The organism is Formivibrio citricus (genome assembly GCF_900115065.1).
GTDB lineage: Bacteria > Pseudomonadota > Gammaproteobacteria > Burkholderiales > Chitinibacteraceae > Formivibrio > Formivibrio citricus.
In genome coordinates this window covers 153,068-174,140 of sequence record NZ_FOVE01000003.1, presented here as the reverse complement: position 1 = coordinate 174,140, position 21,073 = coordinate 153,068, and the positions used below count along the sequence as shown (strand labels likewise).

Sequence of the window (21,073 nt, the reverse complement as noted above, 5' to 3'; positions counted from 1 at the left end):
TCAGCAGAAATTTCCATTTGATCGGGCCGGAAAAGTTTTGATGTGCTCGTCATGCCGGCGAAGGCCGGCATCCAGTTACGATGCGGGTTAAAACTACTGGACCCCGGCCTTCGCCGGGGTGACGACTCTATATGATAATCAGGCCGGATTGAGAATGGAAAATCCCGGTTCATCTCATCGCCATGCGGGCGTTGTTGGAAACCGGTGCCTTGGCCAGATACTTGTGGATGCCGCGGGTCAGCGCCTGTGCCATCTTCTGCTGGTAGGCGGGGTCGAGCAGTTTCTTTTCTTCCTGCGGGTTGGAGATGAACGCGGTTTCGATCAGGATCGACGGGATGTCCGGTGCCTTGAGCACGGCGAAGCCGGCCTGTTCGACACCGTTCTTGTGCAGGCGGTTGACGCCGCCCAGTTCGGAGAGCATGACCTTGCCGAGTTTGAGGCTGTCGTTGATGGTGGCGGTCTGCGTGAGGTCCATCAGCGTGTGGGCCAGATATTTGTCCTTGGTGTTGAATTTCACGCCGCCGATCAAGTCGGCCTTGTTCTGGTTGTCCGCAAGCCATTTTGCCGCTGTGGACGAGGCGCCCTTTTCGGAAAGCACGAAGACCGACGAGCCGCGCGCATCCGGGCGGATGAAGGCATCGGCGTGGATCGAGACGAACAGGTCGGCACGGACCGCGCGCGCCTTGCGCACGCGCATGTGCAGCGGGACGAAATAATCGCCGTCGCGGGTGAGGATGACGCGCACGTTAGGCATTTCCTCAAGCTGCGCCTTGAGCTTGCGGGCAATCGCCAGCACCACATTTTTTTCGTAGCTGCCCGAGGCGCCGACCGCACCGGGGTCTTCGCCGCCATGGCCGGGGTCGAGCACGATGGTGGTCAGACGGTCTACCTTGAGTTTCGCCGGTTCCGCCTTGTCGGCTGCCGGTGCTGTTTCAGGTTTGGACGCGACCTTGCCCGGTTCGGGGGGCGGTTCGAATGCCTTGACAGCCGATTCTTTCTCACCCAGGAAAGCGAGCAGGGAATCCGCCTGTCCGGCAGGATAAAGGTCGACCACCAGGCGGTGCCGGTATTCGCCGACCGGCGTCAGCGTGAAGACTTGGGGGGTGACCGCCGACTTCAGGTCGACGACCAGGCGCACCACGCCCGGTTTGTTGCGCGCCGCGCGCATTTTCTGGATGTAGGGGTCGTCGACGCCGGCCTTGGTGGCAAGGCTTTGCAGCGTGTTGTTGAGGTCGACGCCTTCCATGTCGACGACCAGCCGCTCCGGATCCTTGAGCGAGAAATGGCTGAAAGTGAGCGGCGCGGTGGATTCGATGGTGATGCGGGTGTAGGCGTGCGATGGCCAGAGGCGAACGGCAACCACGCTTGCAGCAGGGGCCGCCAGTGCACGCGGCGTCACTGCCAGGAACAGCGCGGCAGCCGCACCATCCAGAAAATGGCGGCGGCTCAGATCGGTGGCTGTTTGTTCAGTTTTTCCAGGCATGATGTGCCCTGTTCGCTCCGAGGTTCGATACGGATCCGGCGGCCTTCACCTTCCGGAGCAAGCCGGATGATCCAGTCTGGCGGCGGGAGCAAGCCCTCCGCCTTGTCCGCCCATTCGATCAGGCAAAGCGATTGCGCGTTGAAGTATTCGCGCAGTCCCGCATCTTCCCATTCTAGCGGATCGCTAAATCTATACAAATCAAAGTGATAAAAGTATAAGCTCGAAAGCGCATAAGATTCAACCAGCGTGTAGGTGGGGCTTTTCACTCGCCCCGCAAAACCCAGGCCGCGCAGGATGCCGCGCGTGAGCGTGGTTTTGCCCGCGCCCAGGTCGCCTTCGAGGAAAAGCGTCATGCCGGGCAGCAGGACGCGCGCGAGTGCTGCACCCAGTTTGAGGGTGGAGGCTTCTTCCGGCAGGAAACAGGTGAAGGCGGTATTATCTTGCATATGCATTCAGAAGAACTCGATCAACTTGCCCTGCAAATCAAAACTTGGGCCAGGGAGCTGGGCTTTGCCCGCGCTGCAATCGGCGGCGTGGATTTGGGTCATGCCGAAGCCAGTCTGCAAGACTGGCTTGCCGCTGGTTTTCACGGCGAGATGGATTATATGGCAAGGCACGGCCTCAAGCGCGCCCGGCCGACGGAACTTGTTCCAGAGACGCGTTCATTGATTTCCGTATTCATGCCTTACCGCGTGAAGGACGCCGCTGATGCCAAGGCCATTCTGGCCGACGGCGAGCGGGCTTACATATCGCGCTATGCGCTGGGTCGCGATTACCACAAGGTATTGCGCAACCGCCTGCAGACGCTGGCCGACAGGCTGGCGGCGCGCATCGGGCCGTTCGGTTACCGCGTATTCGTCGATTCCGCGCCGGTGCTGGAAGTCGAGGTTGCCCGGCAGGCGGGGCAGGGCTGGCGGGGCAAGCATACGCTGCTGCTGAACCGCGACCACGGTTCGTTTTTCTTTCTCGGCGAGTTGTTTACGGACCTGCCGCTGCCGGCCGATCCGCCCTTGCCGCAAGAGCACTGCGGCAGTTGCTCGCGCTGCATGGATGCGTGTCCGACCAGCGCCATCGTGGCGCCATACCGCGTGGATGCGCGCCGCTGCATCTCCTACCTGACCATCGAGTTGGCCGGGGCCATTCCCGACGAGTTCCGCCCGCTGATCGGCAACCGGGTTTACGGTTGCGACGATTGCCAGTTGGCTTGCCCGTGGAACCGTTTTGCGGTGACGACGGACGAGCCGGATTTCGCCGTGCGCCACGGGTTGGATGACGTGAAGCTGGTCGAGTTGTTCGGCTGGTCGGAGGAAGACTTCAAATCCCGTATGGCGGGCAGCGCCATTTACCGCATCGGTTATCCGCGCTGGCTGCGCAATATTGCTGTGGGCTTGGGCAATGCGCCGATGACCCCCGCCGTGCTGGCGGCGCTGCAAGCTCGGCGCGATGCGCCCGACCTCATGGTGCGGGCGCATGTACGCTGGGCGCTGGCGCAGCACGAACTATGACTTTTTTTCCGGAATCGCGTTGTCGATCGCTGTCAGTGCCGTATCGATTTGCAGCGGCTTGACCAGGTAGGCGACATAACCGCTTTCCAGCACCGTACGGACTTCTTCCGGCTGCGCGTTGCCGGACAGGGCGATGACGGGCGTGTTTTGTGTTTCAGGCTGGTTTTTCAATGCCTGGAAGAAGTCGGCCCCCATCCCGTCCGGAAGTTGCTGGTCGAGCAGGATCACATCCGGCCTGGTTTCCCGCGCCAGCGCAACGCCATCATTGCCGCTGTCGGCGGTCAGGATGCGGTAGAACGGCCGTTTGCGCGAAAGCACTGTGGATAGCAGTTTCTGCGACAGCGGGTCGTCTTCGATGTAGAGCAGGGTGGCCGATTTGCCTGGCGAAACCGCGCCTGCAAGGAGAGGCGTTTTCTGCATGACAGGCTCGGCGGCGTGTTCAAACTGCGCGCAGGGCAGGTCGATCCAGAAACGGCTTCCGATCCCGACTTGGCTTTCCACGCCGACATTGCCATCCATCAGCCGTGCCAGCTTGCGGGTGAAGGCGAGCCCGATTCCCGCGCCTTCCGCTTCCAGTTGCCGTTCGCCGAAGCGGTTGAACGGCAGGAAAAGACGCGAGAGATCGCTTTCGTCGATGCCGATGCCGGTGTCAATGACGTTGAGTCGCCAGTTGTTGTCTCCTTGCGCCGTTACGGTGATGTCGACACGGCCGTTGTCGCGGTTGTACTTGATCGCGTTGGAGAGCAGGTTGAGTGCCATCTGCTTGAGGCGGCGCGCATCGGCGCGCACCAGGAAGCGATTGTGCTCCAGCGGAGTGACGTGCAGCGAAATTTGCCGGCTGCGAGCGAGTGGTTCGACGAGAGAGGCGCAGTCTTCGATCAGACTGGCCAGGTCGACCGCCGTGGGCTGGATGCGCATTTTTCCGGCTTCGATGCTGGCGAGATCGAGAACCTCGTTGATCAGGTCGAGCAAATGCTTGCCGGCTTTGCCTATATGTTCGGCGATGGTGTGGGGCGGGCCTTCAAGCTCGTCTTCCAGCACCTTGCCGAATCCCAGGATGGCATTGAGCGGCGTGCGCAGTTCGTGGCTCATGTGCGAAAGGAACTCGGACTTGGCCCGGCTCGCTGCCTGGGCTGCGTCGCGCGCAGCGATGAGCTGGGCTTCGGTGGCCTTGAGCGAGGTAATGTCGTGGAAGCTGAAAACGCGGCCGATGGGGCGTTCGCGCAGGCGTTGCGGCTTTGACGAGAGGCTGTATACCCGGCCGTCGAGCAGGCGGCATTCGATGCTGCCTTCGGCCTGCGGGCGGGAGAGCATGTTCTCGAACCACTCGCGAAAATGGGTCGGATCGGCAAGCTGGTGCAGCAGGTGCTTGAGGACGCGCGGTTCGTCCTCTTCCCCGAACAGCGCCATGGGCAGCCGCCACATTTCGGCGAAACGGTGGTTGAAATGACGTACGCCTCCCGATAGCCCGGTGACCAGAATGCCGTCCATCGTGGATTCCAGTGTGGCGGCCAGTAGCGAGGCGGTGCGGGCAGTCTCGTCTTCCATTTGCTTCGTTGCGGTGATGTCATGCACTGAGAGCACGAAGACCTGTTTGCCCTGCATGTCCACCAATCGAACGGTTTTCTGTACGGCAATCAGGTTGCCGGAGCGGTGCCGGTATTCGCCTTCGACCGCGTGGCGCTCCTGGCGGGTTCCGTTTTTGACCTCTTCCCAGAAAAACATGTCCTGCAAGCCGACTTCGATATCGGCGATTGGCCGCCCGATCAAATCGTTGACGGCATAACCGAGCATGTTTTCAACTTGTTTGTTGGCGGAAACGATGGTCAGCGTTTCTGCGTCGACCGCTATGACGGTTTCGGCGCAGGCGTTGAGCAGGAGTTCGGCGAGCGGGTTCAATCGTTATCCTTGGGGGCGAAAAAGTAAGTCAGGCGCTTGCGCGGGCTGAGCGATTCCATCGCTTCTCGCGGCAATTGCGCGGCCTTCAGCGATTTGCTGATGTTGAGGTCGGTTTCTTCTTCCAGGTCGATGATCGGTGCATCCTCGGGGCGACCGCCGGGCACGTGCACAAGCACCTGGGGTTTGAGCGGGCGGCTGGAGTTGACCGAGACTACGATCCCGTAGGTTTCGTTTGAGAGCATGACGATCGAACCGGGAGGGTAAACACCCATGCAGCGGATGAACGTGTTCAGGGGCAACGGATCGAATTTGCTGCGCTGCTGGGCAAAAATCAGCGCCAGCGCCTCGTGCGGCGTGTGTGAATCTGCCGGAATGGCGCGGTTGCAAAGCGTATCGAAATGGTTGACCAATGCGAGGATGCGCGCGAGCGGATGGATGGCTTGCAGCTTCAGTTTGCTTGGGTAACCGCTGCCGTCGCAAAACTCGTGGTGCTGCCCGATGATGGCCTGGATGTCGGCGGACAGGCCCGCCTTGCGGGCGGCATCGACACTCCATTGGCAATGCTGTTCGTAAAGTGTTTGCTCGGCGCGGTTGAGCGCCTCGGTCTTGAGCAGAATGCGGTCGGGAATCTCCGCTTTGCCCACGTCGTGGAACAGCGCCGCTGTGCCCAGCATGCGTATCTCTTCGGCGGAAAGTCCCAGTTCCTTGGCCAGCATCAGTGCCAGCACGGCCACGTTGAGCGAGTGGTAATAAACTTCTTCGCCGCCGGCACGGTCGTTCATCAGGTGGATGGCGATGTCCTTGTCGGTCATCAGTGAATCGACCATGCGTTCCACCATGCGCGCGCCGGCTTCTGCGGCCTCCCTTGGGCGCGAAAAGATGGCGCGGTCCAATCCCTTGGCAACCTGCGCGGCGGAAAGGAAGTCTTTTTCGCAGGAGTCAATGGCTGCGCGTCGGGCATTGAGCCGCGCAATGCGTTGGCGCTTGGCTTCGAGGTGCGCCATGTCTTGCGCACTGACTTCGGGTTCAGGTTCGGGTTCTGGCTCTGACTGGATATTGCCGACTTGTAACTGGCTGTGGCGAGGCTGGGGGGCGCTGTCGCTCCGCGCCGGGGAATAGCGGATTTTTTCCAGTCCGAGCCGGCGGATGGTTTCGATCTGTTCCTGGTTCTTGATCTTGAAACTGCTGAACGTGAAGGGGTGATCCATCCAGGAAAGATCCAGGTGGACGTATAACCCGATGCATAGTTGCTCCGGGGTGATGTAATGGCTGTTTTCGTCTTGGTTGGGCATGAACGAATCTCGGGTTTCCGCTTTCTGATCGTAGTATGCGAAAACAAACTTCCAAAAGAAAAATGCCGTGCAGTATGCCAGACGGATCGTGGTAACAGTTACGCTCGCAGGGGCGAGCCGGGCTGGATAGAATAGCCACTTCTTCCGGAGCCCTCATGCAAGCATCGCAACCTTCACATCCGATTGGTGTTTTTGATTCCGGCGTTGGCGGTTTGACAGTCGTCCGTGCCTTGATGGACCGCCTGCCTTTCGAGAATATCATTTATTTCGGCGATACGGCACGCGTTCCTTACGGCGTTAAATCGGTTGCCACCATTGAGCACTTTACCCAACAAATTGCCGATTTTCTGCTCAAGCAGCAGGTAAAGATGCTCATCATTGCTTGCAATACCATGGCGGCCGTCGCGGCGGACAAGGTGCGCGCGGCCTCGCCCGTGCCGGTGCTGGACGTGATTGAGGCCGGGGCGAAGCATGCTACCTCGGTTACACGGTCGGGCGGAATCGGCGTGATCGGCACGCCGGCCACCATCAATTCCAATGCGTATGCCCGCGCCATCCATCAGCTTGACCCGTCGTTTCGCGTGTATTCCCAGGCATGCCCCCTGTTCGTTCCGTTGGTGGAAGAGGGGTGGCTGGATCATCCGGTGACGCGCCTGACCGCGCAGGAATATCTCAAACCGGTGTTCGTGGAGAGCATCGATACGCTGGTGCTGGGCTGTACCCACTATCCCCTGATCAAACCGCTGTTGCTCGATGTGGTCGGTAACCGCATGCAGCTCGTGGATTCGGCGTTGTCGATTGCAGATCAGACGGCAGAACTTTTGAAAAAACAGGGACTTTCCAATCCGGCGCATTCCGTTCCGGATTATCGCTATTACGTGACCGATTTGCCGGTACGCTTCCAGGCGGTTGGCGAGCGGTTCCTCGGGCGCAGTCTCAACCATCTGGAACGAGTGTCGCTCTGATGCTGCAAGGATTCATTGTCTTGATGGCCTGCTGGCTGGCAGGCGAAGTGCTGGTCAACCTGCTGGCCCTGTCCCTGCCGGGTAGCGTGGCCGGAATGCTGATTCTGCTGGCGGTTGCCTTGGGCCGCCGCGGCGTGGGCAAGCCAACTGCCGAGGTTGGCGGTGTGCTGCTTTCGCATCTGGCGCTGCTGTTCGTTCCGGCTGGTGTCGGGCTGATGGAACACGGACGCCTGTTTGCCGAAGAAGGCTTGGGCATGCTGGCTGTACTGGTGTTGTCCACCGCTGTGACCATGGCGGTGACGGCGGTCACGCTCAAATGGCTGCTGGCGCGCAGAAAGGCAGAAAGCTGATGCAGGCACTGGTTTCCCATCCCGTACTTTGGTTGACCCTGACAATCGCTGCCTACCTGGTCGGCGACTGGGTATTTCGCAGGCTGGGTTGCATGCCCTTGGTGCATCCCGTCTTTGTCTCGGCGGCCTTGTTGATTCCCTTGCTGAAATGGTGGGGGATTTCCTACTCCCAGTATTTTGAAGGGGCGCGTTTCATCCACTTCCTCCTTGGGCCGGCTACCGTGGCGCTCGCCATCCCGCTTTATTCCAATCTGGCGCGGGTGCGGCAGATGCTCTGGCCGCTTTTGATCGCGTTGTCGGTGGGCGGTTTGACCGGCATCGTTTCGGCCCTGCTGATTGGCAAGCTGTTTGGTCTTTCTCCTGCGGTGCTGTTGAGTTTTGCCCCGAAATCCGTCACAACGCCGATTGCCATGGCGCTGGCTGAAAAGCTGGGCGGCAATGCCTCGGTGGCGGCGGTCGCCGTTGTGGTGACGGGCGTGCTGGGGGCCATGATGGTTCGGTATGTTCTTGAGCCGTTCAAGATCAAGGACGATGCCGTGACAGGTTTTGCGCTGGGCCTCTCCTCGCATGGCGCCGGCACGGCCTACGCGTTCCAGATATCCGCCGAAGCTGGTGCCTTTTCCGGTCTGGCGATGGGTATGAATGCCGTTTTTACTTCGGTGGCGTTGCCGCTGGGGTTGGCGCTTTGGTGCCGGTTCTGAAAGCCCGGATTCCGGGGTAATGCCATTCACTTAAGGATTTTTATGCGCCTGCGGCGCAGGGTTTACAGCCGGTTCCGCCCGGCAGACGGGAAAGGGATTTGTCTCGCCAAATCCCCTTCACCCCTAGGCGAGCCCACTCCGGCGCCCCTGCGGGGTTCCCTGCGATGCTCGCAAGACGCGGCGGCTGCGCAACTCGGCCTGAGGCCTCAAACAGTGCTCGCCGAATTCCCGCGCCTTGCTGTGCTTCTCGGCGCCGTCCAGGGCGGGGCGTGCTGCATGCAGCGCTGATCAAGAAAAATGCCGCTCACTTTTCATTAAGTGAACGGCATTACGGATTCCGAGGGGGGGCTGCTTCAAGCCTCAATTTCTAGCGTTTTTTGCGGCAGCGAATCGACGCGGTAGCGGCTTGCCACGCGTTGTTCCTGCATGCTGCGCTGCGCGATTTCGGCTTCTGCCTGCATCTCCATGGCTTTAGCGCGTGCTGCTATGCTGCGATCCTGCGCAGAAGGCTCGGCAGGAGCCAATGCGGCGGCCTGGATGATGCGTGCCTTGCGCACGGTCTCTTCCGGTGTCTGGCCGGGAGTGATGTCGATCTGTACCTCGCCGCCAATCGCATAACGCTTGCCGTCCGGGCCTGTCTGCATTGAATAGCTGGCCGCGCTCATCGCCAGCCCGCCGGCGGCAGCCAGATGCGCGGCTTCATGCTGGCGCACGGTTTTGTCGCGGTTTTTCAGTTCGCGGATGGCGGCCAGTTCTTCGGAGTTGAGTGCTTCGCCGTTGGGTTTGCGGGCGGCGACGCTTGAGGTGTCTTCGACGGAGGCTGTTGTCTCAGAGTCAGGGGCGTTTTTTTGCGTGCGCACTTTCTCTTGGCCAAAACTTTGCGCCGTTTGAGTGGGGCCAAAAGAAGGGGATGAAGAGATGCCGTCCATGCTGGAACATCCTCCGCACACATTTTCATTTTAAACAACTAAATCCATACGGATCAAAAACATACGCCGAACGGCGATGGCCGGAGGTGGCCGGTAATTTGCACGCGCAGCTTGCATCACAAACAATATTTCCATTATTCTGGAAATATGGAAACAAAAACCGCTGTCACATTGCTTGCCGCGCTGGCGCAGGAAACACGTTTGGCCATATTTCGCCATCTGGTGGTGCTGGGGCCACAGGGTTTGAACGCCTGCAAGATTGGCGAGGCGCTGGCGATTCCGCCGGCCACGCTGTCCTTCCACCTCAAGGAACTGGCGCATGCTGGCCTGATCAAGGCCCGGCAGGAAGGGCGCTTCATCTTCTACTCGGCGCGCTTCGAAGCGATGGGCGAGTTGCTGGCTTTCTTGGCACACGACTGTTGCGGTGGCCGGGAATGTGGTTTGCCTGCCAGCTCTGAGTGCAAGGAAGGCGGTTGCTGACTGTTTCACACGCATGACACAAGTGCGGGGCAGAGTGTTCCTGTCTTGCATCCCACATGGAGAACATCATGAGCAAAACCTTCAATGTGCTTTTTCTTTGTACCGGCAACTCCGGGCGCAGCATCATGTCCGAAGGGCTGCTGAACCTGCTGGGGCAGGGGCGTTTCAAGGCCTACAGCGCAGGCAGCAAGCCGGCGGCCAGGCCTAACCCGCTGGCGCTGGAATTGCTGGAGAAAGCCGGTTACGACACGAGCGGCATGTATTCGAAATCGTGGAACGTGTTCGAAGAGCCGGGCGCGCCGGTCATGGACGTGGTGATTACGGTCTGCGGCAATGCCGCCAAGGAAGTCTGCCCGATCTGGCCCGGGCACCCCGCGACTGCGCACTGGAGCTATGACGATCCGGTCGGCGAAACCGATGAAGAAAAGCGCATGGCGTTTTTCAAGGTATTCAACCAGATCAAGCAGCGCATTGAGGGGCTGGTGAGCCTGCCGGACGAGAAACTGGAAGGTCTGTCGCTCAAGGCTAGCTTGCAGGATATAGCCCAAAAGCCGCTGGCTTAACCCGGAGAGTGAATCAATGAGTGGTGTAATCAATAAACTTTCTTTTCTGGACCGGCATCTGACCCTCTGGATTTTTGCCGCCATGGCGCTGGGCGTCGGGCTGGGCTTTTTCGTGCCGGGCATCGAGAACTTCATCGATAGCTTCCAGGTCGGAACGACCAACCTCCCCATCGCGGCGGGCTTGATCCTGATGATGTACCCGCCCTTTGCCAAGGTGCGTTACGAGGAATTGCCCGACGTCTTCCGCGACCGAAAAATCCTGGGGCTGTCGCTGGTGCAGAACTGGGTGGTCGGGCCTGTGCTCATGTTCGCGCTCGCGGTGATTTTCCTGCAGGACAAGCCTGAATACATGGTCGGCCTCATCATGATCGGCCTGGCGCGCTGCATCGCCATGGTGATCGTCTGGAACGAGATCGCCGATGGCTCGACCGAATATGCCGCCGGCCTGGTGGCCTTCAACTCCATTTTTCAGGTGCTGTTTTTCAGCGTGTATGCGTGGCTGTTCATCACCGTGTTGCCGCCGTTCTTTGGCTTGTCCGGCGCGCTGGTCAACATTTCCATCGGGCAGATTGCCGAAAGCGTTTTCATCTATCTCGGGATTCCCTGCATTGCCGGGGTGCTGACGCGGGTGATCATGCTGCGCTTTGTCTCGAAGGAGTGGTATCACAGCCGTTTCGTGCCCAAGATCGGCCCCATTACCCTGATTGCATTGCTTTTCACCATCGTGGTCATGTTCAGCCTGAAGGGCAAACTGATCGTCAGCATCCCCTTCGATGTGGTGCGTATCGCCATTCCGCTGCTGATCTACTTCGTGGTCATGTTCGTGGTTTCATTTTTCATGAGCAAGCGGCTGGGGGCCAATTACCAGAAAAGCACCACGCTCTCGTTTACAGCGGCCAGCAATAATTTTGAGCTGGCCATTGCAGTGGCCGTGGCGGTCTACGGCATCAACTCTGGGGCGGCTTTTGCGGCCGTGATCGGGCCGCTGGTCGAAGTGCCGGTCATGATCGGCCTGGTGCATGTCGCACTCTGGTTCAGGAGAAAATATTTCATCCCCGCGGTGGCATGACTGGCAGTTCGTGGAACTTGGGTTCCGGACAAAGAGCCTCGCTTTTTTGGCGTAATGCCGTTCACTAAGCCAAGTGAGCGGCATTTTTCTTGATCAGCGCTGCATGCAGCACGCCCCGCCCTGGACGGCGCCGAGACGCACAGCAAGGTGCGGGAATTCGGCGAGCACTGTTTGAGGCCGCAGGCCGAGTTGCGCAGCCGCCGCGTCTTGCGAGCATCGCAGGGAACCCCGCAGGGACGCCGGAGTGGGCTCGCCTAGGGGTGAAGGGGATTTGGCGAGACAAATCCCTTTCCCGTATGCCGGGCGGAACCGGCTGTAAACCCTGCGCCGCAGGCGCATAAAAATCCTTAAGTGAACGGTATTACGCTTTTTGGGCGGGGCTTTTTTGTTGCCGGCAGCTATCTGTAATTGTCATCTGCTGCGGGTTGAAATATATGCATAAAAGTGTATATTTATATTCATGATCTCCCTCGATTCCCTTTTTGTTGTTCTTTCCGATCCCAACCGGCGGCGCATTCTGGCGCTCCTGTGCCGGCGCGACGAGCTGTGCGTCTGCCAGTTGATGGCCGCGCTCGAATTGCCGCAACCCAAGGTGTCGCGTTATCTGTCACAAATTCGCGCTGTGGGTGTGCTGGATTGGCGCAAGCAGGGAACATGGATGCACTACCGCCTGCATCCTGAATTGCCGCGCTGGGCGTGCAAGTTGCTCGACGATCTGCTGCTGGAGCCGGAAACCGCCGCCCAGTTGCAGGCCGATCTGGCGCGTGTTTCATGCCGGGAATCCGTTGTGTAATGAATGCAGGAAAGTGCATATATGAATGATGTTGCTCAACCCCTTCCCACTACCTCTACCCGCCGGCTGATTTATGCCGGTTTGGCGCTGCTGCTGTGGGCAGGCCTCTATTCGCAGCTTGAAGCGTTTGCCGACTGGCTGGCGTTTGCCGTGCTGCCGCTGCAGCGCGGAAGCCGTCTGGGCGAGGCGGTGCGTTTCTTTATCTACGACACGCCCAAGGTCTTGATGCTGCTGACGCTGGTGGTGTTCGGCATGGGCGTGCTGCATACCTTTTTCTCGCCCGAGCGTACCCGCGCCTTGCTGGCGGGCAAGCGTACGATCTTCGGCAATATCAGCGCAGCATCGCTCGGCGTGGTTACACCGTTCTGCTCCTGCTCGGCAGTGCCTTTGTTCATCGGCTTTCTCACGGCCGGCGTACCGCTGGGCGTGACCTTTTCGTTCCTGATTTCCGCACCGATGGTCAACGAAGTGGCGCTGGCGTTGCTGTTCGGCCTGTTCGGCTGGAAGGTGGCGGGCGCTTACCTGTTGCTGGGCTTGAGCGTGGCTATCGTGGCCGGCTTCGTGATCGGTTTGCTGAAGCTCGAAGGCTGGGTCGAGCCCTGGGTCTACCAGATTCCTGCCCATGCTGGCGAAGACGAAGCCAAGCTGGACTGGAATGCGCGCCTCATGGCCGGGGTGGCTTATGTGAAGGAGATCGTCGGCAAGGTCTGGCCGTATCTGGTCGGCGGGATCGCCATCGGGGCGGGGATTCACGGCTACGTGCCGGAAAACGCGCTGGCCGCGATCATGGGCAAGGATGCCTGGTGGTCGGTGCCGCTCGCGGTGTTGATCGGTGTGCCGATGTATTCCAATGCCGCCGGCATGATCCCGGTGGTGCAGGCCCTCCTGGGCAAAGGCGCGGCGCTGGGTACGGTGCTGGCGTTCATGATGTCGGTTATCGCGCTCTCGCTGCCGGAGATGGTGATTCTGCGCAAGGTGCTGTCGATCCGCCTGATCGCCGTGTTTGCCGGCATCGTGGCGGTGGGCATCCTGATGGTGGGCTATATTTTCAATGCGCTGTTCTGATGGAGAAAAACGATGAGTGAAGCAGCAAGTTGCAGTTGTTCCGTTGGGCCGAGACTGATTTTTGCCTGTTCAGGCGCGGCCGATGTCGGCGAAGTGGCGGATCGGGCTGCACGGCAGTTGTCGCGTTCCGGCGTGGGGCAGATGTACTGCCTGTCTGCGGTGGCAAGCGGCAACCCGGCGCCACTGGAAAAGACCCGCGCGGCCAGTGCAATTCTGGCGATTGATGCCTGCCCGGCGGCTTGCGCGAGCATGGTGCTCAAGAAAGCCGGCTTTACGGATTTCCAGCGCGTACAACTGGCTGAGCTGGGGCTGGAAAAGGGCTGCTCTCCGGCTACGCAGGAAAATATCGACAGTGTTGTCGCTGCGGCTCGCAGGGTGCTGCAACCGTAAAGTATCGGTACAGCGGCTGGCGTAGTTTGAGCCTGCGGTGCGTGCCGAACATGGCAGATCTACGTGACTGACTATTGATGCGGCCCTTTGAAGTTTGAATTTTTGCCGTCATACCGGCGCAGGCCGGTATCCAGCAACCAAGCCACTTCAAGCCACTGGACCCCGGCCTGCGCCGGGGTGACGAGTTCAAACAAAATCAGGTCGGGGGAGGGCGCATGGATATTCTGTACGCAGCCATTCAGAGCGGGTTTGCCAGTGTTGCGTCTTATCTGGCTGCTCACGTCCTGCTCTGCCTGGTTCCCGCGTTTTTCATCGCCGGCGCGCTGTCGGCCTTGGTGCCGCAGCAGGCCATCATCCGCTATCTGGGGCCGGATGCGCCGAAGTGGGTGGCCTATCCCGCCGCAGCCGGAGCGGGCAGCCTGCTCGCGGTCTGCTCCTGCACCGTGCAGCCGTTGTTTGCCGGTATCTACAAGAAGGGGGCCGGGCTCGGCCCCGCGATTACTTTTCTGTTTTTTGCCCCGGCGGCCAACATTCTGGCGCTGTCCTATACCGGCGTGGCGCTGGGCGCGGATTTTGCCATTGCGCGCATCGTGCTGGCGCTGAGTTTCGGTGTGGGCATCGGCATGATCATGGCGATTGTTTTTCGCCGCGACGATGCCGCGCGTCTTGCCGATAGCGCCATCTTTGCCAAGGGCGAAGCGATTTCCCGGCAGACGCTGGTTTTCCTGCTGGCGCTGGTTGCGCTGCTGATCGCCGGAACGCTCAAGGTAGATTTACTGACGACACCGCTTGCCAGTCTGGAACTGCCCTCCAGCGCTGCCGTCGCAATTCAGGCGCTGCTGGATCGCGCCGTTCCCGTCGATGAATTGAAGGGGGCCGAAGGTTTGAGCCTGCAAGGCGGTGTGCTGATTCTGCTGCTGGCCTTGCTCGGCGCCGCCGCCTGGCGCGGATTGGGGAAGGCCGACCAAGGGTTCAACCGCCTCACCCCGCTAGCGCTGGGGTTGACCGCGCTGACGCTGGTTTTTGCCGCCATTGGCATCAAGGTCGGCGCATCCGGTCTGGTCGTCACGCTGACCGGCCGCACGTTGGCCGTTGCGCTGCTGTGTGTGGTGTTGCTTCCGCTGGCGCGGCGTTTCGAGGCGTGGGATAGACAGATGTGGCTGTGGGAAACCTGGCGTTTCGTGCAGAAGATATTCCCCTTGCTGGTGGTCGGCGTGTTTCTGGTCGGTGTGATCCGCACCTTCATTCAGCCGGAATGGATTCAACTGGTGGCCGGCACCAATTCGCTGTCGGCCAATTTTGCCGGGGTGGTGTTCGGGGTTTTCATGTACTTCCCGACGCTGGTCGAAGTGCCCATCGCCAGGATGTTCCTGTCGCTCGGCATGCACCCGGGCCCGCTGATCGCCTACCTGATGGCCGATCCCGAGCTATCCTTGCAAAGCATCCTGATCACCTCGGCGATCATCGGCAAGCAGAAGGCCTGGACCTATGTCGGACTGGTGGCGCTGTTTTCCACGCTCGCCGGCTTGACCTATGGTGCATGGGTGGATGAGGTTTCTTTGGCGCTATTGATTGCGGGAGTTGGCGGTTTTATTGTCCTGCTGGTCGGGTTGTTGCATAGGATGGGCCGGAAAAAACCTTTGCAGAACCAGGGCTGACTTGAGCGTTGACTGTGGAAAATGGCACGTAAAATCAAAACATGCGTGCGATTACGCTTCGCTAATCGCACCTACGGCCCTAATTTCAATGAATATAGGATGGCAGTCATGGGGCGAAAGTCACAAATTAATTTTCTTAAAACAATTTTTCCTCCATTTACAAATCGTAATGTCGAACTGTTGGTTAACAAGGCAAACCAACACGTTGCACAATATTTGCGACAGAGCAAGTTATATATGATTGCTGCACGGGCACAGGCCAGCTTTGTAAATTACCGGGTTGATAAGAAAGAGGGGAAAATTTATTTGGAAATACAAGTTGGCTCTGAAGTGGTTGATTCCGGCGTGATTCACCTTTCAAAATGCAGTGAAATTCAAGATAATAGTGAGATTAAACTTACTGGTGGGGCGGTGCTTTTAGGGGGCACAAAGAAAGGTACTCATGTGAAAGTTTGGCTTACGCCCGACTCTGTGTATTGGCATGTGGCTCGTTGCACTCCCTATCTGGAAGGCTTTACACGTCACGATTTGGTTTGTGACTACGATCTTTTATATGTTGGTATTGCAAAGCAGCAGGATAGCTATCAGCGCCTCATAAAGAATGCCCATCATGGACGACTCAGGGTGTTGTCGGAGGAACGTGCTCGAAAGCCCGGAGCTCATCCATCTGACGAAATTATCTTATTCCTCTATGGTATTGAGCCATTCAGTATTCAGACCATAACAGCGGAAGATGATGATTATGGATTTTTTCAAGGTGCGGAGCCAGAAAGGGTAATTGCTGATGCAGAGAAGGCATTCGTAAGCCTGCTAAATCCGCATTACAACTTAACAAAGTTTCAGAGCTATCCAAAGGGTGAGGATGGCTTATATGGGACCGGGCTGAACAATTACGGATACATTCTCAATGAAAATTTCAGATTCAATACCGCTGCAGCACAATTCAAGGGATTCTGGAGCGAAGCGGGATTTGATAATCGCCAAGACGCAATTTTCATAGAAGGCGACAAAGTCGAGCTTTATTTCGGCGATGAAATGAACGAACTTCCTATTCAATGATTGAGTAACAGGGCCGTAGGGTGCACTCGAAGCGTAGCGCAGTGCGCCGGATGTGTGGCGATGATTGCCCCACGCTGAATAAAGTTTGAAATTCAAATTCGTTTTAAATGGGGGCGGTGAAACTTTATTAAGCCGTCGGCAACCATGATTTGGTGGGTTACGCTTCGCTTTGAACCCACCCTACCATTGGGCTTTCTTCGTAGTTGGTTTCGGTGGTGTTCGTCCGCAACGGGCACATACCTGCCACCCATTTTGTAATTGGCCATTTTTGAAATAATCTGCTGCCATTTGGCAGAACCCGTTTTAACCCTGCAAGGAGTATCTCCATGAAAGTCACCGTCTATGGTCCGGGCTGTGCCCGTTGCAACAAAACCGCAGAAATCGTGCGCGATGTTCTCGAAGCCGAAGGGGTGGCTTTTACCCTGGAAAAAGTCAGCGATTACGCGGCAATGGCGGCGGCCGGCGTGATGGCGACCCCCGGCGTGGCGATTGATGGCAAGGTGGTTTCCACCGGCAAGATTCCGACCGTTCCGGAAGTCAAAAGCTGGATCAAGCGCTGATCGGCCGCCATGCGCAACAAGCACGATTTTCGCAACGCCATCCGCCGGAACTATGCCCAGGTTGCACGCGGGCAGGGCGGGTGTGGCTGTGCGGCTTCCAGTTGCTGTGCCGGCCCGGCGGCTGTCGATTCGCGGCATCTGGGGTATGAAGCCGGCGATCTGGATGCCTTGCCGGCGGGCGCCGACATGGGCTTGGGCTGCGGCAATCCGTTGGCCATTGCCAGCCTGAAACCCGGCCAGATCGTGCTGGATCTGGGGTGCGGGGGCGGGCTGGATGTGTTGCTTGCCGCGCGCCAGGTCGGCGAAGCCGGCCGGGTGATCGGCGTGGACATGACGCCGGAAATGCTCGACAAGGCGCGCAGCCATGCCAGCCGGGCCGGCTTGGGCAACGTCGAATTCCGGCTGGGCGAGATCGAAAGCCTGCCGGTGGCGGATGGCGCGGTGGATGTCATTCTTTCCAATTGCGTGATCAACCTCTCGCCGGACAAACCCGCTGCGTTCCGCGAAGCCTTTCGCGTGTTGCGCCCCGGTGGCCGGCTGGCGATTTCCGATATTGTCGCGCTGGCGCCGCTGCCTCCCGAGTTGGCTGGCGATTTCGCCGCGTTTGCCGGTTGCGTGGCTGGCGCAGTGACCGTGGCGGAGCTGGAACAGATGCTGGCAGCCATCGGTTTTGAACAAGTCGCCATCCATGTTCGCCCGGAAAGCCGCGAATTCATCAAGGACTGGTTTCCGGGGCGCGGCATGGAAGCGCATGTCGCTTCCGCGACCATTGAAGCATGCAAGCCCGCCTGATCCGGGCACCCAGACAAAAACAATATCCATCGGTTAGCCCTCATGCTTGTTACCCCTGATTTCGCCGCCCTCCAGTCCCGACTCGAAGCCCGCCTGTTTTCTGCCGGCCTGGACGCGCCGCTTTCCATTACCCGTCCCAACCTGTTCGCCCCCTCGGCGCTGCAGCTCTCGCGGCGGGGTATTGACCGGATGTGCGATTACATTGCCGCGGTGGAAGCGGTCGTAGCCTTGCCGGCATGGCAGGAACAGGCGCTGGCGCGTGCCCCGGCGATTGCGCGTCACCAACCGGCCGCGCGCGGGGTGTTTTACGGTTTCGATTTTCATCTGGGCGAGCAGGGCCCGCAGGTCATCGAGATCAACACCAATGCCGGCGGGGCGATGCTGAACCTCTTGCTGGCGCAGGCCATGCGGGCGTGCAGCCCGAACGCGCTGGCACCAACCGATCTCGATGCGCAGGAAAGCGATTTCATCGCCATGTTCCACGCCGAGTGGCAAGCGGAGCGGGGTGATCTGCCGTTGCGGCGCATTGCGATTGTCGACGAAGCGCCGGCCGGCCAGTTTCTGGCACCGGAATTCGAGCTGTTCCGGCAACTCTTCCTGCGCCACGGCATCGAGGCCGTGATTGCCGCGCCGGAGGAACTGACCTGGGATGGCGCGCAGCTCTTGCATGATGGCCAGCCTGTCGATCTGGTCTACAACCGGCTCACTGATTTTTACCTTGCAGCGCCTGAACTGGCCGCCATCCGCGCGGCGTACCTGCAAGATGGCGTGGTGCTCACACCGCACCCGCGCGCCCATGCGCTGTACGCGGACAAGCGCAACCTGCTGACGCTGTGCGATGCCGCGCAACTGGCCGCGCTCGGCGCCGATCAGCAAATCATCCGGACGCTGGTCAGTGGTACGCCGCCCACCCGGCTGGTGACACCGGAAGATGCGGAGGCATTATGGGCCGAACGCCGGCAGTGGTTTTTCAAGCCCAATGCCGGTTACGGCAGCAAGGCGGCCTACCGGGGCGACAAGCTCACCAAACGGGTGTGGGAGGAAATCCAGCAGGGCGGCTATGTGGCGCAGCGGCTGGTGCCGCCCGGAGAGTGCGAGCAGGCAATCGGCGGCGAGCCGCAACGCTTCAAGGTCGATATCCGTGTCTATAGCTACGCCGGCAAGGCGCAGCTATTCGCGGCGCGGCTCTATCAAGGCCAGACTACCAACTTCCGCACGCCGGGCGGCGGGTTTGCGCCGGTGTGGCTGGATGTTTGACAGGGCGGCGTGGCGCCCGTGTTCCCCGGCTCCTATGATGAAGGCAGAGAGGCCCTTCATCCCAAGGAGCAGATCATGTATCAAAGAATCTTTGTCCCGGTCGGTGCCGATGAATCCAGCGCCTGCGTCGTTGAAGAGGCCAGCCGTCTGGCTGCCGCACTCCACGCCAGAATCTGTCTTGCCCAAGTCGTCGACACCTCGCAGTTCGCAGACGACCCGCTGGAACTCGCCCACGAATTACGGTTGAGCGAAGCCGAGCGGGAACACGATGACCGACGGGCGGCGCTGCACCGCAGTCTTGAGGCCCGAGCCCAACCGTTGCAAGCGGCCGGCATCGAAACGGATACGCGGCTGGTGGAAAAATTCGGCGGCAAAATCTGCGATGCGATAGTCAAGGCCGCAGCCGACTGGAAGGCGGACCTGATCGTCATGGGCACGCACGGGCGCGGCGGAATCCGGCATTTCCTGATGGGGAGCGTGGCCGAAGGCGTGCTTCACCACACGCGGATTCCCATTCTGCTGGTGCATGACACCTCGGACGACGATTGACCCGAAGACATCGCAACAGGGGCTTTTGTATGAAATCCTGCTTGATGGTGGCTCTTTCGAGCTGCTTCTTTTTCTGTGAGGGCGCGAACAGCATGGAGGTCGATAAAAAATCGCTTGCCAGTGAGCCTTTGGCCGCCATCGCAGTTCTGGATGTTCCTCGTTACATGGGGACTTGGTACGAAATCGCCAAATATCCGAACCGGTTTCAGAAGAAATGCGCGGGCTTTACTTCGGCGGAATATCGCCTCAAGGCGGATGGAAAAGTACAGGTCATCAACCGTTGCCAATTGGCAGAGGGCGGCATAAGCGAAGCAATCGGAATAGCCAGACAAATCGGAACTGCGACATCCCCCAAGCTCAAGGTCAGTTTTGCGCCTGCATGGCTTTCTTTCATTCCTGCCGTCTGGGGTAATTACTGGGTTATCGACCTGGATGATGATTACCAGTTGGCTGCGGTGAGCGAGCCGAACAGGGAATACCTTTGGGTGCTTTCCAGAACGCCAAAGGTCAATCGGAAATCATATGATGCGCTACTGGGGCGGTTGGCAAACAAAGGTTTTGATATCCAAAAGCTTGAACTTACCAAGCAGGACAATTAAGCCTTTCAGGAACGGGAGTTCTGTTGCGCCAGCAACGCCAGTAGCCGTTTCGCTTCTGCCGCCAGATCGCCGGCATTGGGGCGGAAGGCAAACGGCAGTGCCTGCGGCAGCTTGGGGTAGAGGCCGTGACTGCTGCGCTGGTAGGCCGGGTCGTAGTGTTGTTCGATCAGTTCGCGGAATAGTTCGGTCTTGCTTCCTGCATCGATCAAGCCGTGCCAGTGGGCCACGGTTTGCCGCCCGTGCAGTTCGGTCAGGCGGGCCAGCAGATTCTTGAAGTGCTCGGGTTCTGAAAACAGCGCGGCGTAATCCTCGCAGAGAAAATCTACTCGGTCGTCCAGACTGGCTTCCACGCGAACGCAGTCGGCGCTGGACAGGGCCTGCATCATGGCCGTCGGTAATTGCACCAGGCCGATCTTTTTGCTTTCCGCTTCCACAAACACTGGCCGTGCTGGATCGAGTTGCGCCAGTGCCAAGACCAGATGGCTGTCGAAGCTTTTCTGGCTGGGCTGGGTTTCGCCCGGCAAGGCACCGAGCAGGGAGCCCCGGTGCCGCGCGATGCCTTCCAGATCGAGTACTTGGGCTTTGCAGTCTGCCAATGCGCGCAGCAGGCGTGTCTTGCCGCTGCCGGTCAGCCCGGCCAGTACGCGGTAATCGAAGCGGCCGGGCAGTTTTTCCAGTTGTTCCAGTACATGATGGCGGTAGGCCTTGTAGCCGCCTTCAAGCTGGCGCGCCTTCCAGCCGATCAGGTTGAACCAGGCTGTCATCGAACCGGAACGCTTGCCGCCGCGCCAGCAGTAGATCAGCGGTTTCCAGTTGATCGGTTTGTCGGCAAAAGTGGTTTGCAGATGATGCGCGATATTCTTGGCAACCAGCGCCGCGCCGAACTTGGTGGCTTCGAACGGCGACACCTGCTTGTACATGGTGCCGACCAGCACGCGCTCTTCGTTGCTCAATACCGGGGCATTGATCGCGCCGGGGATATGGTCCTCGGCGAACTCCAGCGGCGTGCGCACGTCGATGATGCAATCGAAGCGGCCGATTTCGGCCAGGGAGGCAAGCTGGTTTTTCATGGGGCGCCAAACAACGGATAATGTCGCCATTGTAAATGAATTGAA

The 21,073-nt window shown here is 59.3% G+C and carries 24 protein-coding genes; 17 read left to right on the top strand and 7 right to left on the bottom strand.

Annotation, left to right across the window (positions count from 1 at the left end; genetic code table 11):
- Positions 1-169 precede the first annotated feature (169 nt).
- Both BMZ36_RS03185 and tsaE read right to left on the bottom strand, forming a co-directional pair.
- Positions 170-1,483, bottom strand: a complete 1,314-nt coding sequence (locus BMZ36_RS03185) for an N-acetylmuramoyl-L-alanine amidase (protein WP_091191279.1) — start codon at positions 1,481-1,483, stop codon at positions 170-172.
- On the bottom strand, positions 1,447-1,929 hold the full coding sequence (gene tsaE, locus BMZ36_RS03180; RefSeq protein WP_218142618.1) for a tRNA (adenosine(37)-N6)-threonylcarbamoyltransferase complex ATPase subunit type 1 TsaE: 483 nt from the start codon (positions 1,927-1,929) through the stop codon (positions 1,447-1,449). Before tsaE ends, BMZ36_RS03185 begins: the two co-directional genes overlap by 37 nt.
- Here tsaE and queG point away from each other — a divergent pair, their 5' ends adjacent.
- On the top strand, positions 1,930-2,988 hold the full coding sequence (gene queG, locus BMZ36_RS03175) for a tRNA epoxyqueuosine(34) reductase QueG (RefSeq protein WP_091191275.1): 1,059 nt from the start codon (positions 1,930-1,932) through the stop codon (positions 2,986-2,988).
- On the opposite strand, the gene BMZ36_RS03170 is transcribed toward queG, so the two are convergent.
- Complete coding sequence (locus BMZ36_RS03170) at positions 2,983-4,887, bottom strand: PAS domain-containing hybrid sensor histidine kinase/response regulator (RefSeq protein WP_091191272.1); 1,905 nt, start codon at positions 4,885-4,887, stop codon at positions 2,983-2,985. The two genes, queG and BMZ36_RS03170, sit on opposite strands and share 6 nt — an antisense overlap.
- Positions 4,884-6,179 carry an HD-GYP domain-containing protein gene (locus BMZ36_RS03165; protein ID WP_091191270.1) on the bottom strand — a complete coding sequence of 432 codons (1,296 nt, stop codon included), beginning with the start codon at positions 6,177-6,179 and terminating at the stop codon, positions 4,884-4,886. The genes BMZ36_RS03170 and BMZ36_RS03165 overlap by 4 nt, the downstream gene beginning before the upstream one ends.
- Before the next feature lie 155 nt (positions 6,180-6,334).
- Between BMZ36_RS03165 and murI the strand changes: the two genes are divergently transcribed.
- From murI to BMZ36_RS03150, 3 genes are read left to right on the top strand one after another with little or no spacing between them, the layout of a single operon-like run.
- Entirely contained in the window at positions 6,335-7,144 is an 810-nt protein-coding gene (gene murI, locus BMZ36_RS03160) for a glutamate racemase (RefSeq protein ID WP_091191267.1), read from the top strand.
- The gene (locus BMZ36_RS03155) at positions 7,144-7,494 is read left to right on the top strand and encodes a CidA/LrgA family protein (RefSeq protein ID WP_091191265.1); all 351 of its coding nucleotides are present in this window, start codon (positions 7,144-7,146) and stop codon (positions 7,492-7,494) included. Before murI ends, BMZ36_RS03155 begins: the two co-directional genes overlap by 1 nt.
- Complete coding sequence (locus BMZ36_RS03150) at positions 7,494-8,195, top strand: LrgB family protein (RefSeq protein WP_245747758.1); 702 nt, start codon at positions 7,494-7,496, stop codon at positions 8,193-8,195. Before BMZ36_RS03155 ends, BMZ36_RS03150 begins: the two co-directional genes overlap by 1 nt.
- 353 nt (positions 8,196-8,548) lie before the next feature.
- On the opposite strand, the gene BMZ36_RS03145 is transcribed toward BMZ36_RS03150, so the two are convergent.
- A complete protein-coding gene (locus BMZ36_RS03145; RefSeq protein WP_245747757.1) occupies positions 8,549-9,055 on the bottom strand; it encodes a putative metalloprotease CJM1_0395 family protein in 507 nt (168 codons plus the stop codon).
- 216 nt (positions 9,056-9,271) lie between these two features.
- Here BMZ36_RS03145 and BMZ36_RS03140 point away from each other — a divergent pair, with 216 nt between their 5' ends.
- The 8 genes from BMZ36_RS03140 to BMZ36_RS03105 all read left to right on the top strand — a co-directional run bounded on the left by BMZ36_RS03140 (position 9,272) and on the right by BMZ36_RS03105 (position 16,201).
- Positions 9,272-9,604 (top strand): ArsR/SmtB family transcription factor, encoded by a 333-nt coding sequence (locus BMZ36_RS03140; protein ID WP_091191259.1) that lies wholly within the window; start codon positions 9,272-9,274, stop codon positions 9,602-9,604.
- Positions 9,605-9,672: 68 nt separating this feature from the next.
- A complete protein-coding gene (locus BMZ36_RS03135; protein WP_091191402.1) occupies positions 9,673-10,167 on the top strand; it encodes an arsenate reductase ArsC in 495 nt (164 codons plus the stop codon).
- Between the two features lie 16 nt (positions 10,168-10,183).
- Positions 10,184-11,236 carry an ACR3 family arsenite efflux transporter gene (arsB, locus tag BMZ36_RS03130; protein WP_091191256.1) on the top strand — a complete coding sequence of 351 codons (1,053 nt, stop codon included), beginning with the start codon at positions 10,184-10,186 and terminating at the stop codon, positions 11,234-11,236.
- A 460-nt stretch (positions 11,237-11,696) separates the two neighbouring features.
- Positions 11,697-12,029: an ArsR/SmtB family transcription factor gene (locus BMZ36_RS03125; RefSeq protein ID WP_091191254.1), complete on the top strand. Its 333-nt coding sequence runs from the start codon at positions 11,697-11,699 to the stop codon at positions 12,027-12,029.
- 21 nt (positions 12,030-12,050) lie between these two features.
- Positions 12,051-13,094, top strand: coding sequence for a permease (locus tag BMZ36_RS03120; RefSeq protein WP_091191400.1), 1,044 nt, complete (start codon positions 12,051-12,053; stop codon positions 13,092-13,094).
- Between the two features lie 12 nt (positions 13,095-13,106).
- The gene (locus tag BMZ36_RS03115) at positions 13,107-13,484 is read left to right on the top strand and encodes a putative zinc-binding protein (RefSeq protein ID WP_091191251.1); all 378 of its coding nucleotides are present in this window, start codon (positions 13,107-13,109) and stop codon (positions 13,482-13,484) included.
- A gap of 215 nt (positions 13,485-13,699) precedes the next feature.
- Positions 13,700-15,142 carry a permease gene (locus BMZ36_RS03110; protein ID WP_091191249.1) on the top strand — a complete coding sequence of 481 codons (1,443 nt, stop codon included), beginning with the start codon at positions 13,700-13,702 and terminating at the stop codon, positions 15,140-15,142.
- A gap of 99 nt (positions 15,143-15,241) precedes the next feature.
- On the top strand, positions 15,242-16,201 hold the full coding sequence (locus BMZ36_RS03105) for a hypothetical protein (RefSeq protein ID WP_091191247.1): 960 nt from the start codon (positions 15,242-15,244) through the stop codon (positions 16,199-16,201).
- A gap of 157 nt (positions 16,202-16,358) precedes the next feature.
- Here BMZ36_RS03105 and BMZ36_RS14485 read toward each other — a convergent pair whose 3' ends face one another.
- Positions 16,359-16,529, bottom strand: coding sequence for a hypothetical protein (locus BMZ36_RS14485; RefSeq protein WP_177187756.1), 171 nt, complete (start codon positions 16,527-16,529; stop codon positions 16,359-16,361).
- On the opposite strand from BMZ36_RS14485, the gene BMZ36_RS03100 reads away from it, so the two are divergent.
- The 5 genes from BMZ36_RS03100 to BMZ36_RS03080 all read left to right on the top strand — a co-directional run bounded on the left by BMZ36_RS03100 (position 16,528) and on the right by BMZ36_RS03080 (position 19,958).
- Positions 16,528-16,761, top strand: coding sequence for a thioredoxin family protein (locus BMZ36_RS03100; protein ID WP_091191244.1), 234 nt, complete (start codon positions 16,528-16,530; stop codon positions 16,759-16,761). The genes BMZ36_RS14485 and BMZ36_RS03100 overlap by 2 nt on opposite strands.
- Before the next feature lie 9 nt (positions 16,762-16,770).
- Entirely contained in the window at positions 16,771-17,553 is a 783-nt protein-coding gene (locus tag BMZ36_RS03095) for an arsenite methyltransferase (protein WP_091191242.1), read from the top strand.
- 42 nt (positions 17,554-17,595) lie between these two features.
- On the top strand, positions 17,596-18,810 hold the full coding sequence (locus BMZ36_RS03090; protein WP_091191240.1) for a hypothetical protein: 1,215 nt from the start codon (positions 17,596-17,598) through the stop codon (positions 18,808-18,810).
- A 75-nt stretch (positions 18,811-18,885) separates the two neighbouring features.
- Positions 18,886-19,359 carry a universal stress protein gene (locus tag BMZ36_RS03085; RefSeq protein ID WP_143085956.1) on the top strand — a complete coding sequence of 158 codons (474 nt, stop codon included), beginning with the start codon at positions 18,886-18,888 and terminating at the stop codon, positions 19,357-19,359.
- A 29-nt stretch (positions 19,360-19,388) separates the two neighbouring features.
- Entirely contained in the window at positions 19,389-19,958 is a 570-nt protein-coding gene (locus tag BMZ36_RS03080) for a lipocalin family protein (protein WP_091191235.1), read from the top strand.
- Between the two features lie 5 nt (positions 19,959-19,963).
- Here BMZ36_RS03080 and mnmH read toward each other — a convergent pair whose 3' ends face one another.
- Entirely contained in the window at positions 19,964-21,028 is a 1,065-nt protein-coding gene (mnmH, locus tag BMZ36_RS03075) for a tRNA 2-selenouridine(34) synthase MnmH (RefSeq protein WP_091191233.1), read from the bottom strand.
- Positions 21,029-21,073 lie beyond the last annotated feature (45 nt).